Here is a 23,888-nt window from a genome sequence, read left to right as displayed (position 1 = left end):
CGGCCCGAAACGGGTGCCGCGGTCTGATTTGAGGCCCCAGGTCCCCCATCAATTTGACCACGTCCTGGCCGGAGCCGGGCCAAGCAAGCAGGAAATATAGCTTTGAGAGTCATCGCCAGTTCTATTCGCAAGGGCAACGTGATCGAGCAAGACGGCAAGCTTTATGTCGTTGTGACCGCCGAGAACATCCATCCCGGCAAGGGCACTCCGGTCAGCCAGATCGAAATGCGCCGAATCTCGGACGGGGTAAAGATCTCCGAGCGCTACAAGACCACCGACCAGGTCGAGAAGGCCACGATCGAAGAGCGCAACTTCACCTTCCTCTATGAAGATGGCGACGGCTTCCATTTCATGAACCCGGAAACCTATGACCAGGTCCAGGTGTCCAAGGACGTCATCGGCGATGCGGCCGCTTATCTCCAGGAGAGTATGACGGTCAAGCTGTCGACGCATGACGTCAACGTGGTGTCGATCGCGTTGCCGCAGCGCGTGACGCTGGAAGTGGTCGAGACCGAGCCCGTGACCAAGGGCCAGACCGCCTCCTCCTCCTACAAGCCTGCGGTGCTCTCCAACGGCCTGCGCACCACTGTGCCGCCGCACATCGCCGTCGGCACCCGTATCGTGGTGATGACCGAAGACGGCTCCTACTCCGAGCGCGCCAAGGACTAAGCGAGAAATCAGAGCAGGTGCCGCCGGGGGCCGAGGCAGTGGTTGGGAAAAGTTTCCGCTTCGTCTCGCTGTTTCTGGCGGCGCTTTCGCTCCTCACCGCCACGCCGCTCGCTGCGGACGAAATCCGCAGCCCTTCGCTCACGGCGCTGCGCGTCGATTGGCGCGTAGCGCTCGACCAGCTCCGCACCGAGGTCAACAGCCGTCCCCCGATCGCGGGCGACTTCATCTTCGCACCCCGCCGTTCGGTGCCACGCTTCGATCCGCGCGCGATGCCTGCGCTGGTGCAGCTCAACGCGGTCTCATCGCAATTCTTCACCGGTATCGCCCGCAGCTCCGTGCCCGTGCTGCTGCCGTTCGATGCTGCCGCCTATCTCGAGGCGCAGCGCAATCGCGCGCCGGGGACACTCGCGCTCTCGCACTATCAGGCCGATTTCAATCCCGTCGACATGTTTGATGCCGGCCCCTCAGGTTACAGTGCCAGCTTCTCGCTCGAACCCGGTGCCGGCGACGGCCTGCCGAGCCGCGTCTACACAAGGCCGGTCGAGGTGCAGATCACGGGCTCGGCACTCGTTTACGACGTCGCCGATCCCGCCGGCGGCAAGGGCGAGCAGGTCAAGCCGCTTGCGGCAACCTATCCGGACCTGCGCAGGTTCATCCGGGAAGGCTATGTGCGCTACGCCTTCACCCGCTTCGGCGTTGCCTATGTCGTCTCCATCCAGTGCCTGGACAGCATCGCAAAGCCGCGGAGGCTCGCCTGCAAGGAAGCCTATCCGGTTGCCGAGCGCTTCCTGAAAGGGCTCCGCATCGCCGGCGGCCAGCGCATGCGGCCGCTGACGGACATGGCCTCCAGCATCATCGATCGTCCTTCAGCGCGGTCGCCGGATTTCACCTACCGACCGAGCGGCGACATCATCCCGAACACCGGCTATCGCAACAAGGCCGGCCATCCGGATGTGATGGCCTATGCGCAGATCCGTTTTCCGCTCGAAAAGGCGCCCGCCTTCGTGCGTTCGCAATCCTACGGCAAGCGCGACAAGAGCGACGGCCCGACGGCCTATCCCTGGCGCGACAATTTCTGCGAGTCCCGCAGTTTCGAGGTCTGGCAGTGCGGCGGCGGTTATGGCCACCAGGGCGAGGACATCCGCGCCGCCGAATGCCCACCGCCCGGCGAAGGCCACGAACCCTGCGATCGCAAGCAGCGCGGCGTCGTCGCGGTGCGCGACGCCATCGTGATCCGCGGCGCCAAGGATCAGGCCGCGACGCTCGAGGTCAACAGCCGCACCGAGCATATTCGCTTCCGCTATATGCACATGAACCCGCAGGCGCTGACCGCCGACGGCATGCTCAACGGCCGCATCGTCACCGAAGGCGAGAAGATCGGCGTGGTCTCCAACTATCTCGACCATCCCGCCGGCACATCGATGCATTTGCATTTCGACGTGCAGGTATTTACTCGCGACGGTTGGATCTGGGTCAGTCCTTACGTCACGCTGGTCTCGGCCTATGAACGCCTGATCCACGCCCGCGGCCGCGAAGTCGGCCCGGAGATCGCCGGCACGCCGCAGCCGGTGGCGCACGCGTTGCCGGAGGACGTGATCAAGCCGGACCTGCGCGAAGGATCGAGCGGCGAGGAGAATTGAGGGGCGAGTTCGCTCATGCGGCCGCTACGGACTACTCCAACAGCGTCGTCAGTTGCGCGCCCTCGTCCGCCACGAATACCGCGATCAATTCCGCCGGCTCGGTCGTGCTGGCATTGGCCGAGACCAGATGCGTCGATCCCGGCGGCTCGAAGAAGGACTGGCCGACACCAAATGTTTCGACAGGACCGCCGCCAAGCTGGGAACGGATTTCACCCTTGGTGATGTAGGCGGTCACCGAACCCGCGTGACGATGCGGCCGCGAAAATCCGCCGGGACCGTAGAACACACGCACGATGGTGACGCGCTTGCCCGGGACGTTCGGCAGCGCGTAGGAGCCGATCGGTTCGACCTTGTCGAGCGGCGAGCTCTCCGCCGCGGTCGCGCAGAGCGGCGCCAACGCGCCGGATACGGCGTCCATCGTCACCGGCAACGCCTTGCCGATCGCAAGCGCGCAGGCGAGCCCGCCGACAACGGCCAGCGCCATCGAGCGCGATGGCGCCGGACGCTGCGCATGGGTCAAACTCATTGCAGTCATGATAACCTCCCCTTGTTTTCTCGTTGTTGCACTCAAGATGCCGCGGCGCTCGCTGCGACCGGCCGCTTCGCCGGCGTCCAGCGATACGCGGCGCCAAAGCGGTTCCAGACGTTGATCGAGGCGACCGCCGAGGTCAGGTACATCAGCTCGGTCTCGGAGAATTCGCGGGAAGTCTTCGCATAGACCTCTTCACTGACGCCATCGGGCAGGAAGGTCAGCGCCTCGGCCCAGGCCAGCGCGGCCCGCTCGCGCGCGGAAAAGACCGGCGCCTCGCGCCAGACCGCGACCAGATTGAGCTTGTCCACGGGCACGCCAATCCGCTCCGACAACAGGACGTGGTGCTGCACGCAGAAGGCGCAGCCGTTGATCTGCGAGGCGCGCAGCTTGACCAGCTCGAGCAGCTGCTTGTCGAGGCCCGCCTTGGCCGCCACCTGACCGAGCGCCAGCACCAGCTCATACGCATCGGGCGCGATCTTCTTGAAATCCTCGTACTCGCTGCGGGCGTGTGACATTGGCGTTCACCTCGTGTATTGTAAGACTACTTACATCTTATAAGAGCTCTTATATGACGCGCAAGACCGCCGCCATCACGAAATCGAAGGCCTCGCGGAAGCCGGCCGTGCCTGCCGAAATCGCTGCCGTTCGCGTGCCCGCGCCCGGAGAAGGCAAGCGCGGTGAGCAAGGTTATCTCGGCTATCTGCTGCGACAAGCCCACGCCGCGGTCCGCCTGACGATGGAACGGACGCTCGCCGACCTCGGCGTGACGTCGCCGCAATTTGCCGTGCTGACCATGCTGAACGCCTATCCGGGCCTCTCCGGCGCCGACGTCGCCCGGCTCACCTTCCTGACCCCGCAGACGGTCGGCGTGATCATTCGCAACCTCGATCGCGACGGTGCGATCGTGATGACGCCTCATCCGGTCCACGGCCGGATCCAGCAATGGACGCTGACGCAGCGGGGAACGACGCTGTTGAAGGCTTGCAGGGAGCGCGTGATCGCGCTGGAGAAGCGCCTTGCCGCAAGTCTGGACGCCAAGGCAGAGACCGCGATCCGGCGCTGGCTCGCCGGCATTGCCGCCGATTTGCAGGAGGACTAACCGGCTCTAGTCGCCGCCGCCTCCGTCACCACCGCAGCCGCCGTCGCCTCCATCGGCATCCGAGAAATCGCTGACGGCGCCGTCGCCCCGAATGCCGCGGCCAAAGTTCTCGGCGATGATCATCAGGATCACGACAAACAGCCCGGCGCCGAACGGCCAGGGATTGGTACGGATGATGTCGAACAGCTCCCGCATGCGCGCATTCTGGGCAGACGGAAGCAAACCGACCGTAAAGCGACAGGCTTGAAATTGGGGATATCCACGCGAGCGCAAGGACGCTCAGCCGCCCTTCAACGCTTTCTTAACCTCGCCGTCGGGCCAGGCATCGCCCGCCGCGCTCACGCGTACGCGGCTCTGATCGGCGGCATTCACCAGCACATGCGAACTCGTCCGATCACCGTTCGGCTCGAGCCGCAAATCGGTTTCGGGCTTCCAGCTCAACGGGGTCGCGAGATCGCCGGGATAGATCCGCCATTGCGATCCGTCGTCGAGCTCGACGACGTGGCTTTCCGCATGTGCCCGTATCTTCATTCCACCCCGAATTCTTGATGAGCAGACTGCGTGTAGAAGGCGAGCCCCGGCGCTCGGCCGGGGCCCTGCTCCGTCAGTCGTTGTCGTGATGAATCACGGTCTTGCTGCGATTGCCGAATTCATCTTCCTTCTTGATCACCGTGGTGCGGTTGGCAGGCTCGCGCTCCCTGATGACCGTGGTGCGGTCGCGATCGCGATCCCGCTCACGATATTCGTGGGACTGTCCGACCGTTACGCCGGCACCGACCGGACCGACGTGAACGCCGACTTCGTCGGCGAAGGCAGGGGCGGCGATGGCCGTGACCATGGCGGCGGCAAGCAGATATCTTTTCATCTTCATCCTCCAGTGTATGCGGAGGGAATGCGGGACTGCGACACTTTGTTCCGGAGGAACAGACTGTTCCCCCCCCGCGTCCCAGGAACCCGCTCACACGGGCGATGATTCCCGCTAGAATGGGTTCATGAAACAACCTGATTCCTCGGCCCATCACACCCGTCGCGCCCTGCTGAAATCCGCGCTCGGTGCGGCGGCCGTACTCGCGTCACCCACACAGCTTCTCGCCGCGCCTCCGGGCTTCGACGAATGGCGCGAGGGTTTTCGTGCACGCGCCATGGCGAAGGGCATTTCGGCCGCGACCTGGCAGCGTGCGATGGCACGGGTCGAGCCCGACATGAGCGTGTTCAAGCAGATGCGCAACCAGCCCGAATTCCACGAGCAGGTCTGGCAATACATCAACCGCCGCGTCTCGGACTGGCGCATCATCAATGGCAAGATCGCGCTGAAAAACAACGAGGCGCTGCTCGCGCGCATCGAGCGTGATTTCGGCGTCGAGCGCGGTACGCTGCTGGCGCTGTGGGGCGTGGAGTCCGCCTATGGCGATCCGCTGGTGCAACAAAACCACATGACGCCGGTATTCCCCTCGCTCGCCGCGCTCGCCTGGAACGAGCCGCGCCGCAAGGCCTATTGGGAGACCGAGCTGATCAACGCGCTGCGCATCGTCGACAAGGGCTGGAGCACGCCGGAGCAGATGCAGGGATCCTGGGCCGGCGCGATGGGGCATTCGCAATGGATGCCGGAGGTCTGGCTCAATGTCGGCATCGACTACGACGGCGACGGCAAGGTCTCGCCGTTCGGCAAGCCCGACGACGCGCTGGGATCGACGGCAAAGTACCTGGTCAATCGCGGCAAGTGGCGCCGTGGCGAGCATTGGGGCTACGAAGTGCGCGCGTCCGGCGATATGGGCGGCAACCGGACCTACGCGGCCTGGGCATCGGCCGGTGTCACCCGTGCCGACGGCCAGCCCTTTCCGCAACCGAATGCATCCGCGCAGATGTGGACGCCGGTTGCGGGCGGGCCGACATTCCTGCTGGGGCCGAATTTCTATTCGGTGAAGAGCTACAATCCCTCGATGAACTATGCGCTTGCGATCTGCCATCTCGGCGACCGCTGCCTCGGCGCGCCGCCCTTCATCCAGCCCTTCCCCGGCTCAGAGCGCGCGCTGACGCTCGCCGAGGTGCAGGAGATGCAGACGCGCCTGACCAAGGCCGGGTTCGACACCGGCGGCACCGACGGCCGCGTCGGCAACGACACCATGAAGGCGATCAAGGATTTCCAGCAGCGCGCTGGGATCACGCCCGCGGATGGCTATGGCGGGCTGAAGGTGCTGGCGAAGTTGCGGCAGGGATCGTAGGGCCCGCTCTCTCACTTTGTCGTTCCGGGGCGCGCCACTTGGCGCGAGCCCGGAATGACGGCGGTTGGGGTCAGTGCCGGTACTGCGGCTCTTCCGCGTCGAGCTGCCGCCGGATCGCGGCGAGATGCAATCGCGCGGATTCGGAATCGCCTTCGCGCATCTGTCTGTAGGTTTCCGCCGCGATCGCGGGATCGACCGGCAGCACCTTTCGTCCCGTCGACATCGCCAGCACCTGCACCTCGGCGGCGCGCTCGAGATAGTAGAGATCGTCCCAGGCCTCCGCGACGGTCGGCGCCAGCACCATCACGCCATGATGCTTCATGAAGACGATGTCGGCATCGCCGACGGCCGATGCGATGCGCGCGCCTTCGCGGTTGTCGAGTGCGAGGCCGTTGTAATCGCGGTCCACTGCGGTGCGGCCGTAGAACTTTAGCGCGGTCTGGCCAGCCCAGATCAGGGGATCGCCCTCGGTCATCGACAACGCCGTGGCGTAGGGCATGTGGGTGTGGAAGGCGACCTTCGCGCGCGGCAGGCGCTTGTGCATCTCTGCATGGATGTAGAACGCGGTCGCCTCGGGCGCGCCCTCGCCGTCGAGCACGTTGCCGTGGAAATCGCAGATCAGCAGCTTTGACGCCGTCAGCTCGCGGAAGGCGTAGCCGTAGGGATTGACCAGGAAGAGATCGTCATGGCCAGGCACCACGGCCGAGAAATGGTTGCAGATGCCCTCCTCAAAACCATTGCGCGCGGCCATGCGGAAGCAGGCGGCGAGGTCCTCGCGCGCGGTGCGGATCGCGTCGGTGGCGAGATCAGGCCGGTTCGAGCGGAACGGCGCAGGTGCGGATGAGGAAGATTGAAGGCTGTGCGCCATGGCGAAGGAAACCTCTATCGGCCGGAAGAGGCCCGCGTTGTACAGGGCCGACGCCTCTGCGTCAGCCCCTGCGGGCGCCACCCTGCCCTTCGCGTCTTGCGCGGCGGCTTATTGCCGCCGCGGCACGCCGCCGGCATTCATGCCGCCGTCGATGACGAGCTCGCTGCCGGTGACGTAGCGCGAGGCATCGGAGGCCAGATACAGCACACCGGAAGCGATCTCCGCGGCCTGCCCGGCGCGGCCGAGCGGGGTTGCGACCTTGGCTCGCTCCTCGGGGTCGATCGGGGCGTTCTGGCCGGCGCCCGTTGCACCCGTCGGGATCTTGCCCCAGATCGGGGTGTCGATGATGCCGGGGTGCACGGAGTTGACACGAATGCCGTCGCCGGCGGCCGCGCACTCCATCGCGATCGATTTGGCGAACAGCCGCACGCCGCCTTTGGTCAGCGAATAGGCCGACAGGCCCGGTGCACCGCGCAAGCCCGCGAGCGAGGACATTATGACGATCGAGCCGCCGCCGGTCTTGCGCATCAGGGGCAGGCAATGCTTCACGGAGAGAAACACGCCGTCGAGATTGATGGCGTTCTGCTTGTGCCAATCAGCGAGCGTCATGTCGACGATCGACGGCACGGCAATGCCGATGCCGGCATTGGAGACCATGATGTCGAGCCGGCCATAGCGCTTGGCGATCTCGGCGACGATCTCGATCCAGCGCTCCTCGCTGGTGACGTCCTGCTCCAGGAAAATCGCCTTGCCGCCGGCTTTGGTCACGCGCTTGGCGAGCTCGGGGCCGCGCAGCTCGTCGATATCGGTGACGGCGACGGTGGCGCCTTCGCGGGCGAACAGCTCGACGATGGCTTCGCCAATGCCCGAGGCGCCGCCCGTCACCAGCGCGACCTTGCCCTCAACCTGCCCTGCCATGTTCACTCCCTTTTTTGTTGTTTGAGCGGCTTATTTTTGACGCATGATCTCCGCGCAAACGCGTACCGCGTTTGTCGCGAGGGATCTTGCGTTATCTAATCACGGATGGCCCCTGGTCCGGTAGCGCGACGTCGACGACGCGGAATTGCACGCGCTCGGCGCCCTGGTACCGGTCGACCGACAACGATCCCGCGACATGCAATTGCTGACCGCGATTGGCGAGCAGCGCGTTGCCGAGCTTCTGGCCGACCGAACGGAACGCAATGCCGTTGACGATCGAGCCGTCGCCAGACTTGAAGCGTAGCCTCAAATGCGCCTGTCCGACCTCATCGGCATAGACGAGCTGATGCGATGGCAGCGCCAGCACGACTTCCGGATTGCCGCTGCCGAAGGGACCGGCGCGGTTGAGCGTGGTCGCAAGCTCCGTCGTCACCGCGCGCGCGGACACCGCGCCGTCGACATAGAGCTCGTTGACATGGCGCGCCTCGGCAACGTCGCGCGCCAGCGCGTTTTCGAGATAGGCGCGGAATTCGGCGAGCTTCTCCTTCCGCAACGTCACGCCCGCGGCCATCGCGTGGCCGCCGCCCTTCAGCAAGATACCGTCAGTCACCGCCTGCCGCACCGCCTTGCCGAGATCGACGCCCGCGATGGAGCGGCCCGAGCCGGTGCCGATGCCGCCGGGCTCCAGCGCAATCGCAAAGGCCGGCCGTGAAAACTTCTCCTTCAGGCGGGACGCGACGAGGCCGACCACGCCGGGATGCCAGCCTTCGGAGGCCGTGACGATCACGCCAATCTTGTCCTCGAGCCCGATCGAGGCCAGCGCCTCGGCTTCGGCCTGCGCTTCGGCCGCCTGCTCGATGACGCGGCGCTCGCTGTTGAGGCGATCGAGTTCGGCCGCAATCCGCGCCGCCTCGACGCTGTCGCCTTCGAGCAAGAGCCGCACGCCGAGATCGGCGCGGCCGATGCGGCCGCCGGCATTGACGCGCGGCCCCAGCATGAAGCCGAGATGCCAGGCCTCCGGCGGGCCGTTGAGCCGCGCCACGTCCATCAGCGCGGTGTGGCCGACATGGTCGCGCCGCCGCATCGCGATCAGGCCTTTTGCGACGAAGGCACGATTGAGCCCGATCAGCGGCGCGACATCCGCAACCGTGCCGAGCGCGACGTGGTGCAGCATGCCGAGCAGATCGGGCTCGGGCATCTCGCTGGTCCAGAAGCCGCGCTGGCGCAGTTCGCGGTTGACGGCGACCAGCGTCACCAGCACGAGCCCGACGGCGGCGAGATGGCCAAGGCCCGAGAGGTCGTCGAGCCGGTTCGGATTGACCAGCGCATCGACCTCCGGCAGCTCCGTGCCGGCCTGGTGATGATCGATCACGACCACGGACATGCCGAGGCGCTTGGCTTCCGCGAGCGGCTCGATGCTGGTGGTGCCGCAATCGACGGTGACGAGCAGCGTGGCGCCCTTGGCGGCCAGCGCGCGGATCGCTTCGGTGTTCGGGCCGTAGCCTTCGAAAATCCGGTCGGGAATATGGATCAGCGGATCGAGCCCGCAATGGCGCAGATGCCAGGCGAGCAGCGCCGCAGAGGTCGCGCCGTCGACGTCGTAGTCGCCGAAGATCGCGACCTTCTCGCCGCGCATCACTGCGTCCGCGATCCGCTTCGCGGCGGCCTCCATCTCGGTCACAGTGTACGGGTCCGGCAACAGCTTGCGGATGGTCGGATCCAGGAAGTCGCTGACGCCATCGATGTCGATGCCGCGGCCCGCCAGCACCCGTGCCAGCAACTCCGGCAGCTGGTGCCGCTGCACGATGGCGAGCGCCTTGGCAGCCCCGCGCGCATCCAGCCGGTCGAGCCAGAGCTTGTCGGTGAGCGAGCGCGCGACGCCCAGAAACGCCTGGGGCACTTCGACGGGCAAGGCGGTTGCGGGCGGCGTCATGAGTCGAGACTGGCTTGAGGAACCCGGGAATCGGACTGGGCGTTGCGGCGATCGGCCGGCAATGACGATTGACCTGGAATCCCCCGGGATTTGCAATGTCCGCGCCGCACAAAGCGGTGGATTGCCACTTTGCTGCGCGGATTGACTATCATTTGGGCATTCCGTGGAACAGCAAATTAAGCGGGCGTTAGGCGGAATCTTCGAAAAAGACTCGTATTCGATCTGTAATTAGTTGTTCCGGGTTCGTTGCAGATCAGGCCTCATTGCCAAGGGAAGCTCCCCGATGTCTGCTGCGCTGGGTCTGAAAGCCAAGCCGATCGCCACCGAACCCGCTGATGACGATTCCGATATCTCCGCACTGATCAATCGCTTGACCGCGGAGGTCAACCAGATCGCAGTCGACAAGACCAAGGCGATTCAGCAGATCACCAACCAGATGAAGATGCTGGCGCTGAACGCGCTGATCGAGAGCTCGCGCGCCGGCGCGCAGGGCGCCGGCTTCGCAGTGGTGGCGCAGGAGGTGCGCGGCGTCGGCCAGCAGGTCGAAACCATCGCGCGCGAGCTTGAAACCCAGCTGACGAAGCGCACCGGCGATCTCGTCGCCTCGATCGACCGCATGAGCCAGCGCTCGCGCGGCGAGCGCATGGTCGACCTGTCGCTCAACGCCATCGAGCTGATCGATCGCAACCTCTATGAACGCACTTGCGACGTGCGCTGGTGGGCGACCGATTCCGCCGTGGTCGATTGCGCGGCCTCGCCCAACGCTGCTGCCGTCTCCCATGCCTCGCAGCGCCTCGGCGTGATCCTCGGCGCCTACACCGTCTATCTCGACCTCTGGCTCTGCGACCTCGACGGCAATGTCATCGCCAACGGCCGCGCCGACCGCTTTCGCGTCGTCGGCCAGAACGTCGCCCACACAAAGTGGTTTCGCGAGGCGCGAACCTTGCGCTCCGGCGACGACTATGTCGCCGGTGACGTCGAGAACCAGCCGCTGCTCGGCAATGCCCAGGTCGCGACCTATTGTGCCAGCGTCCGCGCCGGCGGACAGGCCAACGGCGCGCCGATCGGCGTGCTCGCCATCCATTTCGACTGGGAGGCGCAGGCCCGCGCCATCGTGCAGGGCGTGCGCATCGGCGACAGCGACAAGGCGCGCGTGCTGCTGGTCGACTCCAATCTGCGTGTCATCGCAGCTTCCGACGGCCAGGGCATTTTGAGCGAGCGCATCTCGATCTCGCTGAACGGCCAGCGCTCCGGCTTCTACCACGATCGCACGGGCGCGCTGGTCGCGTTCCATGCGACGCCAGGCTACGAGACTTATCGCGGCCTCGGCTGGTACGGCGTGATCGTCTGCGGGGCGTGACGACATCATCGCGAAATCCGTGAGCACGGCAGCGTGACCGTCGAACGATGGTCGCGCCGTGATGCGGCGCGACTTACAAACTATCCGAGATAACCAGACACTCCGTCCCACAACAGCTTCAACGCCGTCACGGCCAGCAAGCCATGGCACGCCCGGTAGATCTGCCGCTGGTCCAGCTTTCCGTGCAGCCGCCAGCCGAGCCAGACGCCGCTGGGAATGGCAAAGAGGCACGCCGCCATCACGATCCAGACGTTGCCCGCCGGCCGCACCAGCAACAGCCAAGGCACCGCCTTGATCGCGTTGCCGACGGTGAAGAACAGGCTCGTCGTTCCCGCGTAGACCTCCTTGCTGAGGCCAAGCGGCAGGAGGTACATCGCCAGCGGCGGTCCGCCGGAATGCGCGACCATGGTCGTGACACCCGAGGCAAGACCGGCAGCAACCGCCTTCGGCGAGGAGCGCGGACGAATGACCACCTTCGGATCACGCACGAGCCATATGCCAACGAAGCTCAACGTCACGACCGCCATCACGATCGCGACGGCGCGATGGTCCAATACGCGGAACAAGAGATAGCCGAGGGCAATGCCGATCACGAGCCCGGGCAACAGCAGCACCAGGTCCGGCTTCGACCACGTCGAGGGCTTCCAGTAGCGCAACGCGAACAGGTCCATAGCGATGAAGAGCGGCGCGAGCAGGCCGCCGGCCGTGACCGGATCCATGACGAGGGACAGCAACGGAATGCCGACGATGGAGAAGCCGCCGCCGAATGCGCCCTTCATGAAGCAGATCAGGAAGACGCCGGAAAAGGCGATGATCACCGTGGCGGCCGTCAAATCCATCTGCGCATCTCCATGACCGTCACGCTCGCGCCTCGGCGCGCGTCACGCCGAAACATCGCGGGCGAGACCCGGTTCAGGTCGCCGTGACGTCGTCATCGGTTGCTGTTGGGCCGGCGTCGGTCGACGTCGCTTGCGAGGTTCGAGGCGGCTCGGCCTTCGGCTGGAAAAAGAGACCGGGCAGCACTGATGGCAGGCCAAAGGTCATTCCAAGGAATGCCAGAAACACATCAAGATAACTCACGCTCATTCTGTTGCTCCGCTTTGTCGGGCGCGACCACCTCTCGGTGCATTTGAGGGTCGATGCGGCACAATATGAACCGGTACATTACTCAGTACAATACTAACATTGATCTCGGTGCAATTTTGCAGAGCAGATGCAGCAAACTTTTTGCGTTGGGCTTCGATCCGACCACGGCGGGCGCGGCGCCTACCCCGTCGCAACGAGTCTTCTGAGCATTTTCCGGCAAGGCAGGCCGGTTACAGGCAAGAGCCCGCCGCATTGCTCGGCTAAGCTGCGCTTCGCATCACGTTGGGCGACGTGACGTGATCGGCTCACGGATTGGGATCACTCACGCTCGTCACATGCCGAGGAGACATGCCATGAAGATCGTCGTGATCGGCGGGACCGGATTGATCGGATCCAAGCTCGTGACGAAGTTGAAACAACACGGCCACGAGGCCGTTGCGGCCTCGCCGAAATCAGGCGTGAACGCCGTGACCGGGGAAGGCCTCGCAGCAGCGCTGGCTGGCGCGGATGTCGTCGTCGACGTTGCCAACGCGCCGTCCTGGGAGCCCGCCGCCGTGCTCGATTTCTTCCAGCGCTCGAGCACGAACCTCGTCGCGGCAGAGGCGGCCGCGGGCGTGAAGCATCACGTGGCGCTGTCGATCGTGGGGACCGAACGGTCGCCCGACAATTCCTATTTTCGGGCCAAGCTCGCCCAGGAGACCATCATCAAATCCTCTTCGGTCCCCTACTCCATCGTTCGTGCCACCCAGTTCTTCGAATTCCTCGGCGCCATTGCCGAAACGGCTGTGGTCGAAGGAAAGATCGTCGTCCCGTCCGCACTGTTTCAGCCGATCGCCGCCGAAGACGTAGCTGATCGCCTCGCGGAGGTCGCCATGGGCCGGCCGCTCAACGGCACCATCGATATCGCAGGACCCGAGAAGGCCCCCTTCAATGAATTCATTGCGCGGCGCCTCAAGGCGTCCGGCGACGCCCGACCGGTGGTGGGAGACCCGAAGGCACCGTACTACGGCGCCCCCATTGACGACACATCACTGAACCCGCTCGGCGAGGCGCGGCTTGGAAAAACGCCGCTCGCAACGTGGCTCGCAAGACTCTGAGGGACCGCAAGAGCTTCCATCACGACAACCACTGCAATGAAGGAAATCCCATGCGCAGATTGCTGATCGCAACGGCGGTTTATGCCGCATCAGTCCTGACGGGTCATGCGGCCGAACCGGCACCTCTGGCAAAAGTGACGGTCGTGTTCGACCAGGCGCTGCCGAACGTCCCAGGCAAGAGCATGAAGGGCGTGCTGGTCGAGTATGGTCCCGGAGGCTCCTCGCCGGCCCACATGCATCCGCGCTCCGCATTCATCTATGCGACCATCCTGGAAGGAGCGATCCGCAGTCAGGTCAATGACGAGCCCGCCAAGGTCTATCGCAAAGGAGAGAATTTCTTCGAAAAGCCCGGCGACCGTCACGCCATAAGCGCGAATGCCAGCGATACCGAACCTGCGAAGCTGCTGGCCGTCTTCGTCGTGGATTCAGCAGACAAGGAGCTGGTCACGCCGATCACGAAGTAGCGCCGGCTCGTCACGCAGCGCGGCGCGCGGCCATCTCCGCGGCCAGCAGCAACGCGGCGCGGCTGGCGCCGATCGACGCGATGCCTTGCCCTGCGATGTCGTAGGCGGTGCCGTGCGCGGGCGTGCAGATCGGGAATGGGAAGCCACCGAAGGTCTGCCAGGGTCTCGAGGCGCTCGCCGGCGAGCTCGCCTGCGAGCGCATCAGCGACGCCGGGATCGGCGAAATCGCCGCCGCACATGACGACATGGTTCGGCATTATCGCGAGGGCGATCTGATCCAGTATTATCGCGGCAACCGCGCCATTCACGAGGCCATCGTCGCCGCAGCCGAAAATCCCGCGCTGACCGGGCTCTATGCTTCCGTGACCGCGCGCATCCGGCGCGCGCGCTACGTCACGCCGATGACACCGCAGCGCTGGGCGTTCGCCGTGAAGGAGCACGAGGCGATCCTGAACGCGCTGCAGCGGCGTGATGGCGCCGGCCTCTCCCACATCCTGCGTGCGCATCTGCGCCACAAGCGCGAAGAGGTCTTGCAGGCGGGCTTTGCCGAGACGGAAGGAAGCGACCTCGCGCTGCGGATCGCGTGAGGCGGGCTCGCCCGGCGAGCATTCGTTCATTCCGCGTCTGGCCTTGGCGCCTCTTCGCTGCGATAACCGCATCGAAGATCGGTCATAAGATCAGGCGACGCCGCAATGAACAAACCGCTGCCCTCAGACCCCGTCGCGCGTGCGACCTCCGACAGCACGGGAAGCGCGCCGCAAGGCGGCTTTGCCGATCTCGTTCCCGAACTCAGCGTTTCCAGCCTTCAAGCCAGCCTGCCGTTCTGGCGCGACTTGCTCGGCTTCGAGCTCGCTTATGATCGCCCCAATGCGCGATTTGCGTATCTCGTCAGGGGGCGTTTGCAGGTCATGCTCTGCGAATTGAATGGACGCTGGGAGACGGCCGAGATGCAGCGGCCATTCGGACGCGGCGTCAATTTCCAGATGGTCGTCGATCGCATTGATCCCATGCTGAGGGCTCTCGGCGATGCCAAATGGCCGCTCTACGAGCAGCCGAACGAAGCCTGGTATCGGGTCGGCGACGAGGAATTCGGCCAGCGCGAATTCCTCGTCCAGGATCCGGACGGTTACCTCGTGCGCTTCGTCGAACGCCTGGGCATGCGCACGCCATCCTGACGCAAAGATTCGTCCAGTCCTGCCGCATCGCGCAATCAGGAGACACAATCGCGACGGTGCACGCTGCCCGGACCATTGAACTGATGCACGCTCTCTGTCGTGTGGGACGTAAGCTGCATTCGGCTCGCGAGCCGAACTTGCTCAATTTCGCATTCGCCCGATTATCCTTGCGACCCTCTGTCAGCTGACGTGGTCGCGCGTTAGACGTGAAGCACCCCCGCTTCACGCTCCGCGAGCACCTCGGCTCGCCGTTGCGCAGCCAACGGAGACCATCTCATGACCAAACCAAGCATCGTTTTCGCGCACGGCCTCTGGGCTGACGGATCGTGCTTCGGCAAGCTGATCCCGGCGCTGCAAGCCGAAGGCCACGAGGTCATGGCAAGCCAGCACGGGCTCGATTCACTCGCAACCGACGTCGCCTGCGTGACGGCGTGTTTTGGCCGTGTTCCCGGACCCGTGGTCCTCGTCGGCCACTCCTATGGCGGCACACTGATCACGCATGCCGGAACCGATCCGCGGGTCGCCGCGCTGGTCTACATCGCGGCGCTCGCGCCCGCTGCCGACGAAACTTCGCAGAGCCAGATTGCAAAATTTCCGACGACGCAGGTGTTCGGCCACATCGACGCGCCGGCGGGCCGTGTCTGGCTCAAGCCAAGCGGCCTGACGCACTTTGCCGGCGACCTGCCCGAAGCCGAGCAAAAGCTGGTCTACGCAACGCAAGGGGCGCCGGTTGCGGATCTCCTGACCCAAAAGGTCGATGGCACAGCGTGGACCTCGAAGCCGAGCTGGTACATCCTCGCCAGCAAGGACCAGACGGTTCACCCCGATCTGCAACACTTCGTCTCGAAGCGCATGAACGCCACCGTGACCGAAGTGCCTTCGTCCCACGTCCCCATGCTGTCGAAGCCGGATGTAGTGCTGGATGTGATCCGTAAGGCTGCGAATGCGGTCACAGCGAAGTAGCATCGACTGACATACCATACCGAACCAAGGCAGATGACGTTGTCATTCTTCAGATCAGGTCCGGGCGGCGCGAGACCGCCCGGACCTTTTGTCCATCGCGAAAACGCCATGCCGATTTCTGCTTTTTCTAATATCGATTAATCCGATTGAAAAAGCGCATATTATTCGTTTGTCAAAATCATCCTTCTGCGTAGCCTGATCCAGCGCCATCGCCCGGCTGCCCGCAAAGGCCGCCCCCGAGAACAGCGAGGCACCGGAGGATTGGATGACGACGACGCTCGACGCATCGGGAATGCCTGCACGTTCGCTGCTGCCCTTCCTTGATCGCGAGCACACGATCGCAAGGCCGGGCTACAGCCGATGGATGGTGCCGCCCGCGGCGCTCTGCGTGCATCTGTGCATCGGGCAGGCCTACGCCTTCAGCGTCTTCAACCTGCCGATGACCAAGCTGATCGGCGTTACCCAATCGGCCTCCGGCGACTGGAAGCTCACCGAGCTCGGCTGGATTTTCTCCATCGCGATGGTGTTCCTCGGACTGTCGGCCGCAGTGTTCGGACGCTGGGTCGAGGAAGGCGGCCCGCGCAAGGCGATGTTCACCGCCGGCGTTGCCTGGGCGAGTGCGTTCGTGATCTCGGCCCTCGGCGTCTATCTCCACAATCTCTGGATCATCTATCTCGGCTACGGCGTGATCGGCGGCTGCGCGCTCGGCATCGGCTACATCTCCCCGGTTTCGACGCTCATGAAGTGGTTTCCCGACCGGCCGGGCATGGCCACCGGCATGGCGATCATGGGCTTTGGCGGCGGCTCGCTGATCGCCTCCCCCCTCTCCGTCTGGCTGATGAGCAAGTTTGCGACCACGAGCGACGTCGGCGTGCTCGGCGCCTTCATCACGCTCGGCTGTGTCTACTTCGTCTTCATGATGGTCGGCTCCGCCATCGCGCGCGTGCCGGCGCAGGGCTGGAAGCCGGAGGGTTATGTGCCGCCTGCGGCCGCCACCAAGCTGATGACCAGGAACGACGTGTTCGTCTACCAGGCGGTCAAGACGCCGCAGTTCTGGCTGATCTGGATCGTGCTGTTCTGCAACACCACCGCCGGCATCGGCGTGCTCGGCCAGGCCTCGGCGATGAGCCAGGAGATGTTCCCCGCCCACATCACCGCGGTGGCGGCCGCAGGTCTCGTCGGCCTGATGAGCCTGTTCAACATGGGCGGACGTTTCAGCTGGGCCTCGCTATCCGACTTCATCGGACGCAAGAGCACCTATTTCGTCTACATGGTGCTCGGAATCGCCCTCTACGTGACCGTGCCCTATGCCGGCGCGAGCGGCAATGTCGTGCTGTTCGTGCTGTGCTTCCTGATCATCGTCAGCATGTATGGCGGCGGCTTTTCCACCGTTCCGGCCTATCTGCGCGACATGTTCGGCACGCGCTATGTCGGCGCCATCCACGGCATCCTGCTGACGGCCTGGTCGATGGCCGGAATCGCCGGGCCTGTGCTGATCAACTACATCCGCGAATATAACGTCACGCACGGCGTGCCAAAGGCGCAGGCCTACAACACGACCATGTACATCATGGCCGGACTGCTCGTGGTCGGCTTCCTCGCCAATCTCTGCGTCCGTGCCGTCGACAAGCGTCATCACATGAAAGACGAGGACAGTTCAGGACTCGAGGCGGCGCGCGCTGCCTGACGTTCGGACGAACACAAGGAGGCGACCATGACCACGACCTCACGGAGCGAAGCGTCATTCTCCCAATCGCTGCTGAGCTGGATCGCCTGGCGGGTATCCCGGACGATGGCGGCGATGCGGCCGGTGCATCGTGCCACCGAGATCGCGGCCGCAGCCGCGGCGAGCAACAATCCCTCGGGGGCGTGACATCATGCAGACCGCTCAGACGGCAAAGACCACCCCGCTGCAATTGGCGCTGGCCTGGAGCTTTGCGGGCATCCCCCTGCTTGCGGGCGTGATCCAGACCCTGCTCAACGCCATGAAGCTGTTTCAGTAGGCGGCGATGCGTCCCACGAACATGCGTGCAACGCTTCTCAGCGGCACGCGACAGTTGATAACCGACGAAGGCTTCGCCATCACCGTGCTGGCCGCGGTGATCGCCGCTGCAGTTCTCGCCGTCGGCTTCGACGCGACTGCGGACATCGTCGTCGCGACGCTCGCACTTGGCGCGGTGACGGCGCTCGCCGAGACCCGCCTGCACCGGCGCGGATAGATCCAATCAAACGAGCCGTCAGCGGCGCTTGCGCGCGCCACGCGCCGGCGTTTCCGTCACCCGCCGGGTCTGCTCGGCGGCGAGGTCGCGCATGATCGCTATCGCGCTCTGCACGTGGTCGCCGGGCTGGTCGACCGAATAGACGACATAGGCAGGCATCGAGAATTTCGGCGCTCCCACCACCAGGTGAAGCCGCCGTGCCTTCAGCAGCGGCTCGACGATCCGGTGCGCAAAATAGCCGGAGCCGCCGTTGGCGAGGACGTGCTGCAGCCCGAGCCAGCCGATGTTGGCGGTCAGCGCAGGCCCCGCGAAATTGGGAAAGACGGCGCTGTGGCGGGCGTAGAATTCGGGCCCCCAGTCGACATAGACGTAGCCATCCTGCGGCTCCGGATCGCTCCTGGGATTGGTCGACACCAGCACAAGCTGCTCCTCGATCAGCAACTCGACCTTGAGGCCGGGGCGGCTTTGCGGGGTGTACATCACGCCGATGTCGATGCGTCCCTCGACCAGCCCCTGCATCAACTCGGGCTCAAGGGCGCTCTCGGCCCGGATGGAGATCTGAGGATTGGCCTCCTGCATGCGCGGCACCCAAAGCAGCAGGAACTCCTCCCACAGGCCGATGCGGCCGCCGACCACCAGCGCCCCGCTAAAGCCCTTGGGGAGGCCGACGTCGTGGCGGGCCTGCTCGACGGTGCGAACAAGCGTCGAGGCATGGCGCTGAAATTGCCGCCCGGCCACCGTGAGCGTCGCGCCCGCCTTGTTGCGCACGAACAGCGTGCAGCCGAGCAGCTCCTCGAGCGAGTGGATCCGCGTGCTGACGGTGGACTGGCTGACGTGAAGCCGGTCGGCGGCGGTGATGAAATTGCCGGTCGCGACCACGGTCAGAAATGTACGCGCGAGCTCGGTATCCAAGGGCGCCCACCTCACACATCGACATCGTCGATATGAAAGGCGCTGTCTTGAAGGATGTCAAACAGAAGCAGTGCCGCTCAGCAGCCCAGCTTGTCGGCGACCCCGCCAAAATCCTTGGCGACGATGTCCCAATTGCCGGTCGCCTCGAAATCGACCTTCTGAAGCGGGCCGTATTCGGTTGGCCGCGCCACGAACGCGGTCTTCAGCCCGTTCTTCTGCGCGGCGGCGAGATCGCCGTTGTGGGCGGCGACCATCATCACCTGCTCCGGCTTGAGGCCGAGCAGGCGCGCGGCGCCGAGATAGGTCTCGGGATCGGGCTTGTAGTGCTCGAACAGTTCGGCCGACATGATGAGGTCCCACGGCAGGCCCGCGAACTTCGCCATGTTGGTGAGCAGCGCGACGTTGCCGTTCGACAGCGGCGAGATCACGAATTTGGTCTTGAGGCGCGTCAGGCCGGCGACGCTGTCGGGCCAGGGATTGAGGCGGTGCCAACCCTTGGTGAGATAGTCGAGGTCGGCCTCGGTCAAACCCTTGATCGCGAACTTCTCGACCAGCTTGTCCAGCGAGCGGCGGTGCAGGACGTCGAGGATGACATAGCCACGTTCGGGGTGCTTGCGCACGTCATCCATGGCGGCCGTGTACATGCCGCGCCAGCCGTCGACCAAAGCGGTCCAGTCGGCGGAGATGCCGCGGCCCTTGCCCCACCACATGAGGTCGGTGATCAGGCTGGTGCGCCAGTCCACGACGGTGCCGAACACGTCGAAGACCAGCGCTTTGACGGAGGAGAGATCGGACATGTGCGCTTCCTCTTTTGTTGTTCTTGTCATTCCGGGGGGCGCGTCAGCACCAACCCGGAATCCAGAAGTTATGGCGCGAGATTCCGGTTTCTCCGGGCCGCGCGCTTTGCGCGGTCCCGTCGCCCCGGAATGACGAAGCGCGTCAGCCCAGGTAAAACTTCTCCAACTGCCGGTGCTCGGCCTTGATGTAACGCACGGTGCCGGTGACGGAGCGCATCACGACCGTCTCGGTCTCGATCACGCCGTCCTTGCGGAACTTGACGCCCGACAGCAGCGAGCCGGTGGTAACGCCGGTGGCGGCGAACAGGCAGTCGCCGCGCGCCATGTCCTCGATGCCGTAGATCATCTTGGGATCGTTGACGCCCATCTTGGCGGCGCGCTCGCGCTTCTCGTCGGAATCCAGGATCAGGCGGCACTGCATCTGGCCACCGATGCAGCGCAGCGCCACGGCCGCGAGCACGCCTTCCGGCGCGCCGCCGGTGCCGAGATACATGTCGACGCCGGTGTTATCAGGATCGGCGCAGTGGATCACGCCGGCCACGTCGCCGTCGGTGATGAGGCGGACGGCGGCGCCGGTCGAGCGCACGCTCTCGATGATGCTGGCATGGCGCGGGCGGTCGAGCACGAGAACGGTGATGCCTTCCGGCTGGACACCCTTGGCCTTGGCGAGGCGGCGGACGTTGTCGGCGGGCGAGGCATCAATTTCGACAACACCCTTGTCGTAGCCGGGACCGATCGCGAGCTTCTCCATGTAGACGTCAGGAGCGTGCAGCAGCGTGCCGCCGTCGGCCATCGCCATGGTGGCAATCGAGCCCGGCATGTTCTTGGCGCACAGCGTGGTGCCTTCGAGCGGGTCGACCGCGATGTCGACCTGCGGGCCGGCGTTCATGCCAACCTTCTCGCCGATGAACAGCATCGGCGCCTCGTCGCGCTCGCCCTCGCCGATCACAATGGTGCCCTCGATCGGCAGCTTGTTGAGCTCGCGCCGCATGGCGTCCACCGCGGCCTGGTCGGCCGCCTTCTCATTGCCGTGCCCGCGCAGCCGCGCCGAAGACACCGCCGCCCGCTCCGTCACCCGCACGATCTCCAGCGTGAGGATGCGCTCGAGCAACGCGTGCGGCGGGACTGAAATATGGGTCGACATCGGCTAACTCCTTCGGAACAGTTTTGGACGGAAATCTCCGCCCGCATCAACTCGTAACACCCACAGTTCGTTCGAACCGTGTCCTATTGTTTGAGCATGACCTTTCCGGAAAACCTCTTCACACTTTTCCGGGTCATGCTCAGTTCTTCTCGATCCGGATCACCTGTGGCCGTCCGCTGATCACCTTGTCCTTCTGCACGGCCGCGAGCGCGCGTCGCACGGCGTCCTCATGCGTCGCATAGGTGATCAGGATGACGGGCACGGGCACCGCCTTGCCGTTCGCCGGCGCAGCGCCGCCATTGGGATGACGCTGCACGATCGACTCGATCGAAATCTTCTGCTCCGCGAGCCGGGTCGCGATCGCGGCCGCAGTGCCCGGGAAGTCGCGCGCCAGCAGGCGGATATAGTAGCCGCCCTCGTGCCGCTCCATCGGCGCTTTCTTGGTGTCGCGCAGATGCGAGATCGGCCGGCCGAACGGATTGGCGCGGATGCCGCGCGCAACGTCGGCGATGTCGGCGACGACGGCGGATGCGGTCGCAGCACCGCCGGCGCCGGGGCCGACCAGCGTGATCGGAGGGATGCCCTCGCCATCGATCGTGACCGCATTGGTGACACCCATCACCTGCGCGATCGAGGAGGATTTTGGAACCATGGTCGGATGTACGCGCTGCTCGATGCCCTTGGCGGTGCGAACGGCAACACCGAGCAGCTTGAGCCGGTAACCGAGATCGTCGGCCGCGCGCAGATCTTCCGGCGCGATGGATGAGATACCTTCGACATACACCGCGCTTTGAGCAACTTTCGTGCCGAAAGCGAGGCTGGCGAGAATGGCAAGTTTTTGCGCCGTGTCGTGGCCATCGACGTCGAAGGACGGATTGGCCTCGGCGTAGCCGAGCCGCTGCGCATCCTTGAGACATTCGGCGAAGGACAGGCCCTCCTGCTCCATCCGCGTCAGGATGTAATTGCAGGTGCCGTTGAGGATGCCGTAGACGCGGGTGACGCCGGTTCCGGCAAGCCCTTCGCGTAACGTTTTGATGACAGGGATCGCGGCGCCGACCGCTGCCTCGAAATTCAGCGCGCCGCCGTGCTTTTCGGCGGCCTTGGCAAGCTTCAGGCCGTGCTTGGCGAGCAGCGCCTTGTTGGCGGTGACGACCGACTTGCCCGCATTCAGTGCCGCTTCGACCGCAGAGAGAGCGGGATCACCGGCGCCGCCCATCAGCTCGACGAAGCAGTCGATGCCGGGATGCGTGGCCAGTGCCATGGGGTCCCTGACCCATTCGACGCCACGCAGATCGACGCCGCGCTTCTTCGCCTTCGAGCGCGCGGTGACGGCGACGACGCGAATGCCGCGGCCGCTGCGGCCCGCGAGCACGCGGGCCTGGGTCTCGATCAAACGGACAACTTCGGCGCCCACGGTGCCGAGCCCCGCTATGCCCACTTTCAGGGGTGCAACCATGATGCCTTAGAAAACCTGCCGAAGAGAAACTTAACGCCGATTGGCGAGCGGAACGACGTTGTGCAACGTTTCGATGCCGCTTTCAAGGAAGCGCCGCACGCCGCGCGCGGCCTGCCTGATCCGCTGCTCGTTTTCCACCATGGCGATGCGGACATATCCTTCACCGTGCTCGCCGAAGCCGACGCCGGGCGAGACCGCGACGCCGGATTTCTCCACCATCAGGGTTGCGAACTGCATGCTGCCGACGCTGCGGAAGGCCTCCGGCAGCGGCACCCAGGCGAACATCGAGGCTTCCGGCGGCGGGATCTCCCAGCCGGCGCGGCCGAATGACTCCACCAGCGCGTCGCGGCGCTTGCGGTAGGTGTCGCGCATCTCCTTGATGCAATCGTCGGGGCCGTTCAGCGCGGCAGTCGCGGCGACCTGCACCGGCGTGAAGGCGCCGTAGTCGAGGTAGGATTTGACGCGGGCGAGCGCGGCGATCACGCGGTCGTTGCCGACCGCAAAGCCCATGCGCCAGCCGGCCATCGAATAGGTCTTCGACATCGAGGTGAACTCGACGGTGACGTCGATCGCGCCGGGCACCTGGAGCACCGAGGGCGGCGGGTTGTTCTCGTCGAAATAGACTTCGGCATAGGCGAGATCGGACAGGATCAGGATCTCGTGCTTCTTCGCGAACGCGACGAGGTCCTTGTAGAAGTCGAGGCTCGCGACATAGGCGGTTGGGTTCGAGGGGTAGCAGACGACGAGCGCGAGCGGCTTCGGGATCGAATGCACGATCGCCCGTTCCACCGCCTCGAAGAATTGCGGCGTCGGCTCCGAGGGCACCGAACGGATCACGCCGCCCGCCATCAGGAAGCCGAAGGCATGAATCGGGTAGCTCGGATTCGGGCAGAGGATGACGTCGCCGGGCGCGGTGATCGCCTGCGCCACATTGGCAAAGCCCTCCTTCGAACCGAGTGTCGCCACGACCTGGGTGTCGGGGTTGAGCTTCACGCCGAAGCGGCGGGCGTAATAAGCGGCCTGAGCCCGGCGCAGCCCGGGGATGCCGCGGGAGGCCGAGTAGCGGTCGGTGCGCGGCTTGCCCAGCGTCTCCTTCAGCTTCTCCAGCACATGCGCCGGCGCCGGCAGGTCCGGATTGCCCATGCCGAGGTCGATGATGTCGGCGCCGGCATTCCGCGCGGCCGCCTTGGCCCGGTTGACCTGCTCGAACACGTAAGGCGGAAGGCGGCGGATGCGGTAAAACTCTTCCATGGCTCTCTGGGCTCCGGGCAACCGGTCAGGACAGAATCGACCGGCCATGACAGCCGCTCGGGAAAGCTCTCGCCCCCTCGCGA

The 23,888-nt window shown here is 65.0% G+C and carries 29 protein-coding genes and 1 pseudogene; 14 read left to right on the top strand and 16 right to left on the bottom strand.

What is annotated here, in order from left to right; translation table 11 throughout:
* Positions 1–102: 102 nt before the first annotated feature.
* Positions 103–669 carry an elongation factor P gene (gene efp, locus AB7535_RS13790; RefSeq protein ID WP_063983478.1) on the top strand — a complete coding sequence of 189 codons (567 nt, stop codon included), beginning with the start codon at positions 103–105 and terminating at the stop codon, positions 667–669.
* A 17-nt stretch (positions 670–686) separates the two neighbouring features.
* Positions 687–2,309, top strand: a complete 1,623-nt coding sequence (locus AB7535_RS13785; protein ID WP_439036488.1) for a M23 family peptidase — start codon at positions 687–689, stop codon at positions 2,307–2,309.
* A gap of 31 nt (positions 2,310–2,340) precedes the next feature.
* On the opposite strand, the gene AB7535_RS13780 is transcribed toward AB7535_RS13785, so the two are convergent.
* Together AB7535_RS13780 and AB7535_RS13775 are read right to left on the bottom strand one after the other, a co-directional pair.
* Positions 2,341–2,844: a cupin domain-containing protein gene (locus AB7535_RS13780; protein WP_439036487.1), complete on the bottom strand. Its 504-nt coding sequence runs from the start codon at positions 2,842–2,844 to the stop codon at positions 2,341–2,343.
* 32 nt (positions 2,845–2,876) lie between these two features.
* Positions 2,877–3,356, bottom strand: a complete 480-nt coding sequence (locus AB7535_RS13775) for a carboxymuconolactone decarboxylase family protein (protein WP_439036486.1) — start codon at positions 3,354–3,356, stop codon at positions 2,877–2,879.
* A gap of 53 nt (positions 3,357–3,409) precedes the next feature.
* Here AB7535_RS13775 and AB7535_RS13770 point away from each other — a divergent pair, with 53 nt between their 5' ends.
* Complete coding sequence (locus AB7535_RS13770; RefSeq protein ID WP_439036485.1) at positions 3,410–3,940, top strand: MarR family winged helix-turn-helix transcriptional regulator; 531 nt, start codon at positions 3,410–3,412, stop codon at positions 3,938–3,940.
* A 6-nt stretch (positions 3,941–3,946) separates the two neighbouring features.
* Here AB7535_RS13770 and AB7535_RS13765 read toward each other — a convergent pair whose 3' ends face one another.
* The 3 genes from AB7535_RS13765 to AB7535_RS13755 all read right to left on the bottom strand — a co-directional run bounded on the left by AB7535_RS13765 (position 3,947) and on the right by AB7535_RS13755 (position 4,805).
* Entirely contained in the window at positions 3,947–4,135 is a 189-nt protein-coding gene (locus AB7535_RS13765; RefSeq protein WP_439036484.1) for a hypothetical protein, read from the bottom strand.
* An 84-nt stretch (positions 4,136–4,219) separates the two neighbouring features.
* Positions 4,220–4,471, bottom strand: a complete 252-nt coding sequence (locus tag AB7535_RS13760; RefSeq protein WP_439036483.1) for a hypothetical protein — start codon at positions 4,469–4,471, stop codon at positions 4,220–4,222.
* Positions 4,472–4,544: 73 nt separating this feature from the next.
* Positions 4,545–4,805 (bottom strand): hypothetical protein, encoded by a 261-nt coding sequence (locus AB7535_RS13755; protein WP_439036482.1) that lies wholly within the window; start codon positions 4,803–4,805, stop codon positions 4,545–4,547.
* A gap of 127 nt (positions 4,806–4,932) precedes the next feature.
* Between AB7535_RS13755 and AB7535_RS13750 the strand changes: the two genes are divergently transcribed.
* Positions 4,933–6,162 (top strand): lytic murein transglycosylase, encoded by a 1,230-nt coding sequence (locus AB7535_RS13750; protein ID WP_439036481.1) that lies wholly within the window; start codon positions 4,933–4,935, stop codon positions 6,160–6,162.
* 70 nt (positions 6,163–6,232) lie between these two features.
* On the opposite strand, the gene AB7535_RS13745 is transcribed toward AB7535_RS13750, so the two are convergent.
* The 3 genes from AB7535_RS13745 to recJ all read right to left on the bottom strand — a co-directional run bounded on the left by AB7535_RS13745 (position 6,233) and on the right by recJ (position 9,881).
* Entirely contained in the window at positions 6,233–7,030 is a 798-nt protein-coding gene (locus AB7535_RS13745) for an aldolase (protein ID WP_439036480.1), read from the bottom strand.
* A gap of 108 nt (positions 7,031–7,138) precedes the next feature.
* Entirely contained in the window at positions 7,139–7,948 is an 810-nt protein-coding gene (locus AB7535_RS13740; protein WP_439036479.1) for an SDR family NAD(P)-dependent oxidoreductase, read from the bottom strand.
* Positions 7,949–8,039: 91 nt separating this feature from the next.
* Positions 8,040–9,881 (bottom strand): single-stranded-DNA-specific exonuclease RecJ, encoded by a 1,842-nt coding sequence (gene recJ / locus AB7535_RS13735; RefSeq protein ID WP_439036478.1) that lies wholly within the window; start codon positions 9,879–9,881, stop codon positions 8,040–8,042.
* Between the two features lie 283 nt (positions 9,882–10,164).
* Here recJ and AB7535_RS13730 point away from each other — a divergent pair, with 283 nt between their 5' ends.
* Complete coding sequence (locus AB7535_RS13730; RefSeq protein ID WP_439036477.1) at positions 10,165–11,241, top strand: methyl-accepting chemotaxis protein; 1,077 nt, start codon at positions 10,165–10,167, stop codon at positions 11,239–11,241.
* A gap of 80 nt (positions 11,242–11,321) precedes the next feature.
* Here the strand turns inward: AB7535_RS13730 and AB7535_RS13725 are convergent, their stop codons facing one another.
* The gene (locus AB7535_RS13725) at positions 11,322–12,080 is read right to left on the bottom strand and encodes a sulfite exporter TauE/SafE family protein (RefSeq protein WP_439036476.1); all 759 of its coding nucleotides are present in this window, start codon (positions 12,078–12,080) and stop codon (positions 11,322–11,324) included.
* A 73-nt stretch (positions 12,081–12,153) separates the two neighbouring features.
* The gene (locus AB7535_RS13720) at positions 12,154–12,327 is read right to left on the bottom strand and encodes a hypothetical protein (protein WP_166096445.1); all 174 of its coding nucleotides are present in this window, start codon (positions 12,325–12,327) and stop codon (positions 12,154–12,156) included.
* Between the two features lie 353 nt (positions 12,328–12,680).
* On the opposite strand from AB7535_RS13720, the gene AB7535_RS13715 reads away from it, so the two are divergent.
* Both AB7535_RS13715 and AB7535_RS13710 read left to right on the top strand, forming a co-directional pair.
* The gene (locus tag AB7535_RS13715; RefSeq protein WP_028161286.1) at positions 12,681–13,424 is read left to right on the top strand and encodes an SDR family oxidoreductase; all 744 of its coding nucleotides are present in this window, start codon (positions 12,681–12,683) and stop codon (positions 13,422–13,424) included.
* A 50-nt stretch (positions 13,425–13,474) separates the two neighbouring features.
* Positions 13,475–13,888 carry a cupin domain-containing protein gene (locus tag AB7535_RS13710; protein ID WP_071914269.1) on the top strand — a complete coding sequence of 138 codons (414 nt, stop codon included), beginning with the start codon at positions 13,475–13,477 and terminating at the stop codon, positions 13,886–13,888.
* 10 nt (positions 13,889–13,898) lie between these two features.
* On the opposite strand, the pseudogene AB7535_RS13705 reads toward AB7535_RS13710, so the two are convergent.
* Positions 13,899–14,036, bottom strand: a pseudogene (locus AB7535_RS13705) (4-hydroxythreonine-4-phosphate dehydrogenase PdxA); the annotation flags it as partial.
* Here AB7535_RS13705 and AB7535_RS13700 point away from each other — a divergent pair.
* From AB7535_RS13700 to AB7535_RS13670, 7 genes are all read left to right on the top strand, one after another.
* The gene (locus AB7535_RS13700) at positions 13,996–14,475 is read left to right on the top strand and encodes a GntR family transcriptional regulator (protein ID WP_439036475.1); all 480 of its coding nucleotides are present in this window, start codon (positions 13,996–13,998) and stop codon (positions 14,473–14,475) included. The pseudogene AB7535_RS13705 and the gene AB7535_RS13700 sit on opposite strands and share 41 nt — an antisense overlap.
* Positions 14,476–14,580: 105 nt before the next feature.
* The gene (locus AB7535_RS13695) at positions 14,581–15,063 is read left to right on the top strand and encodes a bleomycin resistance protein (RefSeq protein WP_439036474.1); all 483 of its coding nucleotides are present in this window, start codon (positions 14,581–14,583) and stop codon (positions 15,061–15,063) included.
* 276 nt (positions 15,064–15,339) lie between these two features.
* Positions 15,340–16,026 (top strand): alpha/beta fold hydrolase, encoded by a 687-nt coding sequence (locus AB7535_RS13690; RefSeq protein WP_208071058.1) that lies wholly within the window; start codon positions 15,340–15,342, stop codon positions 16,024–16,026.
* A 265-nt stretch (positions 16,027–16,291) separates the two neighbouring features.
* The gene (locus tag AB7535_RS13685) at positions 16,292–17,713 is read left to right on the top strand and encodes an L-lactate MFS transporter (protein ID WP_439036473.1); all 1,422 of its coding nucleotides are present in this window, start codon (positions 16,292–16,294) and stop codon (positions 17,711–17,713) included.
* 27 nt (positions 17,714–17,740) lie between these two features.
* Positions 17,741–17,899 (top strand): hypothetical protein, encoded by a 159-nt coding sequence (locus tag AB7535_RS13680; protein ID WP_157790313.1) that lies wholly within the window; start codon positions 17,741–17,743, stop codon positions 17,897–17,899.
* Positions 17,900–17,903: 4 nt separating this feature from the next.
* On the top strand, positions 17,904–18,029 hold the full coding sequence (locus AB7535_RS13675; RefSeq protein ID WP_014495518.1) for an MFS transporter small subunit: 126 nt from the start codon (positions 17,904–17,906) through the stop codon (positions 18,027–18,029).
* A 21-nt stretch (positions 18,030–18,050) separates the two neighbouring features.
* A complete protein-coding gene (locus tag AB7535_RS13670) occupies positions 18,051–18,245 on the top strand; it encodes a hypothetical protein (RefSeq protein ID WP_439036472.1) in 195 nt (64 codons plus the stop codon).
* Positions 18,246–18,263: 18 nt separating this feature from the next.
* On the opposite strand, the gene AB7535_RS13665 is transcribed toward AB7535_RS13670, so the two are convergent.
* The 5 genes from AB7535_RS13665 to AB7535_RS13645 all read right to left on the bottom strand — a co-directional run bounded on the left by AB7535_RS13665 (position 18,264) and on the right by AB7535_RS13645 (position 23,805).
* Positions 18,264–19,157, bottom strand: coding sequence for a LysR family transcriptional regulator (locus tag AB7535_RS13665; protein ID WP_439036471.1), 894 nt, complete (start codon positions 19,155–19,157; stop codon positions 18,264–18,266).
* 77 nt (positions 19,158–19,234) lie between these two features.
* Positions 19,235–19,954, bottom strand: a complete 720-nt coding sequence (locus AB7535_RS13660; RefSeq protein ID WP_439036470.1) for a haloacid dehalogenase type II — start codon at positions 19,952–19,954, stop codon at positions 19,235–19,237.
* 142 nt (positions 19,955–20,096) lie between these two features.
* Entirely contained in the window at positions 20,097–21,098 is a 1,002-nt protein-coding gene (glpX, locus tag AB7535_RS13655; protein WP_063983497.1) for a class II fructose-bisphosphatase, read from the bottom strand.
* 139 nt (positions 21,099–21,237) lie between these two features.
* Positions 21,238–22,554, bottom strand: a complete 1,317-nt coding sequence (locus tag AB7535_RS13650) for a homoserine dehydrogenase (RefSeq protein WP_135213524.1) — start codon at positions 22,552–22,554, stop codon at positions 21,238–21,240.
* A gap of 30 nt (positions 22,555–22,584) precedes the next feature.
* Positions 22,585–23,805, bottom strand: a complete 1,221-nt coding sequence (locus AB7535_RS13645) for an LL-diaminopimelate aminotransferase (RefSeq protein ID WP_014495524.1) — start codon at positions 23,803–23,805, stop codon at positions 22,585–22,587.
* Positions 23,806–23,888 lie beyond the last annotated feature (83 nt).

The sequence above is a fragment of the Bradyrhizobium sp. 956_D2_N1_4 genome (genome assembly GCF_052076025.1).
Taxonomy (GTDB): domain Bacteria; phylum Pseudomonadota; class Alphaproteobacteria; order Rhizobiales; family Xanthobacteraceae; genus Bradyrhizobium; species Bradyrhizobium barranii.
The sequence above is the reverse complement of the archived record's forward strand: the minus strand, read 5'-3'. Positions and strand labels throughout refer to the sequence as shown.